Here is a 3,405-nt window from a genome sequence, read left to right on the forward strand (position 1 = left end):
CTGCTGCGCGGCCTGTTCGCCCAGCTTCCCTATACCGGCACGCTCGCGATCGTCGCCAGCGCTGCAATGGCCGGCGTGCCACTGCTCAACGGTTTCCTATCCAAGGAAATGTTCTTCGCCGAAACCGCGGTGGTCGGCGGGGACGACGACTGGTCAATGTCGGTGGCGGCAGTGGCAATGGGCATGTTCAGCGTTGCCTACTCCTTGCGCTTCATCAGCGTGTTCTTCGGCCGCCCCGTCCTTCCCTTGCCCAGGGAGCCGCACGAACCGCCGCGCTGGATGCGTTTTCCGGTCGAACTCCTGGTACTGCTCTGCGTGCTGGTCGGCGTCGCACCCGGCCCGATCGTCGAACCCGCGCTGCGCATGGGCGTCGCTTCAGTGCTTGGAGAGCACCTTCCCGCATTCAGCCTGCAGGTCTGGCACGGTTTCAACATCGCCCTTTTCAAGAGCGTCATCGCACTCGTTGGCGGCATTCTTTTCTATGTCGTCCTGCGCCAGCGCTATGCCTTGGCCATGCGGACCGATGCGCCGGTGCTGCAACGATTCAGCGGCGCCCAGGCCTACGAGACGGCAATCCTGCGCCTGGGGACGGCCGCAGCGTGGGTGGTGAAATGGTTCGGTACGAAGCGGTTGCAGCCGCAATTGCTGCTGCTGATGGTGGCACTCGTGGGCGTGCCCTTGCTGATCGTGCATCCCCTGCCGCTGCCGGGCCCGGCATCGCTGTCGGCGGTCGATCCGCTGTTTGCCGCGACGTGGCTCATTGGTTGCGCCTGCGCAATCGCCGGCGCCTGGCAGGCCAAGTACCACCGCCTGGCCGCGCTGATCCTTGTCGGTGGCACCGGTATCGCGACCAGCCTCACGTTTCTCTGGTTGTCCGCACCAGACCTGGCGTTGACGCAATTGATGGTGGAAACCGTCACCACGGTGCTGATCCTGCTCGGGCTGCGCTGGCTGCCACCGCGGATTTCGCCCGTCGAGCTGAACATTACGGTGCCGCGCAACGTGTGGTTGCGTCGTTCGCGGGACATGGCGGTTGCGGTGGCCGGAGGCGCGGGCCTGGCGGCCCTCACCTACGCCGCGCTGACGCAGCCAGTCCCGGACAGCATCGGCGACTTCTTCCTTCTGAACGCGTTGTCCGGCGGCGGCGGAAGCAATGCGGTCAATGTCCTCCTGGTCGATTTCCGCGGCTTCGACACGATGGGCGAGATTACCGTGCTGTCGATCGTGGCGTTGACCGTCTATGCCTTGTTGCGCCGCTTCCGGCCCGCCCCCGAGAGCATTGCGATTCCGGTACAACAGGTCGACGATGTCGATCCCGCTGTGCGGCAGGCGCCGGCCGAGCAGGCCAATCGCGGTTACCTGATGGTGCCGGGCGTCTACCTGCGCTTCCTGATGCCGTTCATGCTGGTGATGGCGGCGTATTTCTTCCTGCGGGGGCACAACCTGCCCGGTGGTGGATTTGTCGCCGGGCTGATCTTTGCCGTGGCCGTCATTACGCAGTACATGCTGGGAGGCACTCAGTGGGTGGAATCGCGCCTCGGCCTGAGGCCGCATCGCTGGATTGCCTACGGTCTTGTCATCGCGCTGGCGACCGGGCTGGGGGCGTGGCTGTTCGGCTATCCCTTCCTCACCAGCCACACCGCGCACCTGCACCTGCCGGTGCTGGGTGAAATCCATGTGCCGAGCGCCTTCCTGTTCGACCTCGGCGTGTTCATGACGGTCGTCGGCACCACCATGCTGATGCTGCTGGCGCTGGCGCACCAGTCCCTGCGCAGCCGGCGGACACCCCCGGGCATGCCGGTATCGCCGCAACCGGAACCGATGAGGGAGACGCTCTGATGGAACTGCTCATCGCCCTTGCCATCGGCATCGTGTTCGGTTCCGGCATCTGGCTGATCCTGCGTCCGCGAACGTTCCAGGTGCTGACCGGACTGCTGCTGATGTCGTACGCGGTCAACCTGTTCATCTTCGTCATGGGACGCCTCTGGATAGACCGCCCTCCGCTGACGCCGGCGCAAGCCGTGCCCGACCCCGCCATGGTTGCCGACCCGCTGCCGCAAGCACTGGTGCTGACGGCCATCGTGATCGGCTTTGCCACCACGGCGCTGTACCTCGTGCTGATGATCGGCGCGCGCGGCGTGACCGGCACCGACCATGTGGATGGCGAGGAGCCTGACCAATGAGCCTAGCCTGGACTCAGCACCTGATCATGGTGCCGGTGCTGCTGCCGCTGCTGTGCGGCGCAATGCTGGTACCGTTCAAGGAAAGCCGTTACCGGCTGAAGTTCTCGGCCAACATGGCTTCCGTGCTATGCCTGTTCGTGGTAGCTATCCGCCTGCTCGACATGACGGATAGCGAAGCCTGGCCGCAGGGCATCGGCGTCTACCTCGCGGCAAACTGGTCGGCGCCGTTCGGTATCGCACTCGTGGCGGACCGGCTGGCGGCCGTGATGCTGCTGCTGACCTCGGTCATCGCGGGATGCGCGTTGCTGTACTCCGTGCTGCGCTGGAGCCGCATCGGCGTGCATTTCCATTCGCTGTTCCAGTTCCTGCTGATGGGGATCAACGGCGCCGTCCTGACGCACGACCTGTTCAACCTGTTTGTCTTCTTCGAGGTCATGCTGGCTGCATCCTACGGCCTGCTGCTGCATGGCTACAACGTCGCGCGGCTGCAAGCCGGCATCCAGTACATCGCGGTCAACCTGGCGGCCTCGCTGTTGTTCTTGATCGGCGTCTCGCTGATCTACGCGAGCATGGGCACGCTGAACATGGCCGACCTTGCCGCGCGCTTGCCGAATGCAGGCGCGCACCAGTTGCCGCTGCTGCAGGCCGGTGCGGCCATCCTCGCGCTCGCCTTCCTTGCCAAGAGCGCCATGTGGCCGCTCGGTTTCTGGCTGCCGACCACCTACTCCGCGGCATCCCCGCCGGTGGCGGCCATGCTGGTCCTGATGACCAAGATCGGGCCTTACGTGATCTTGCGCGTGTGGCTGCTCGCGTTTTCCGGGGCTGCCGGCGCGGCGTCCGGCTTTGCGCTCGATTTCTTTCTCTGGGGCGGCATGGCAACCATTCTCTTCGGCGCGGCCGGCATGCTCGCGACAGACGTGCCGGGAAGGCTGGCCGGCTATGGCGCGGTGGTCTCGTCCGGCATCCTGCTGGCGGTCATCGGGTACGGCCAGGCATCGCTCGTGGGGCCAGGACTGTATTACCTGCTCGGTTCAACCCTGGCGTTGTCCGCTTTCATGCTGCTGCTGGAACTGATCGAACGCATCCGCTCTCCCGGTGCGGCAGTGCTGGCGGTGACGATGGAAGCGTTTGCTGTCGAGGAGTCGCCCGGAGAGCCGGTTGGCGTCGGAATTCCCGCCGCACTGGCATTCCTCGGACTGTCGTTTGCCGCCTGCGCCCTGGT

At 65.2% G+C, this 3,405-nt stretch carries 3 protein-coding genes; all 3 read left to right on the forward strand.

Annotated elements, in window-relative coordinates:
* Positions 1–1,839, forward strand: a 1,839-nt coding sequence (gene mbhE, locus AYR66_RS04215; RefSeq protein ID WP_141104151.1) for a hydrogen gas-evolving membrane-bound hydrogenase subunit E, incomplete at its 5' end; no start/stop codon positions are given.
* Positions 1,839–2,183, forward strand: coding sequence for a Na+/H+ antiporter subunit C (locus AYR66_RS04220; protein ID WP_088706495.1), 345 nt, complete (start codon positions 1,839–1,841; stop codon positions 2,181–2,183). The genes mbhE and AYR66_RS04220, both read left to right, overlap by 1 nt.
* The coding region (locus tag AYR66_RS04225; protein ID WP_141104152.1) for a monovalent cation/H+ antiporter subunit D at positions 2,180–3,405 on the forward strand (1,226 nt) is incomplete at its 3' end. The genes AYR66_RS04220 and AYR66_RS04225, both read left to right, overlap by 4 nt.

The sequence above is a fragment of the Noviherbaspirillum denitrificans genome (assembly GCF_002211445.1).
GTDB classification, from domain to species: Bacteria; Pseudomonadota; Gammaproteobacteria; order Burkholderiales; family Burkholderiaceae_D; genus Noviherbaspirillum; species Noviherbaspirillum denitrificans.

Excerpts from the sequence above, each read along its gene's own strand:
- AYR66_RS04220 (WP_088706495.1), top strand. The coding sequence starts at position 1,839 with ATGGAACTGCTCATCGCCCTTGCCATCGGCATCGTGTTCGGTTCCGGC.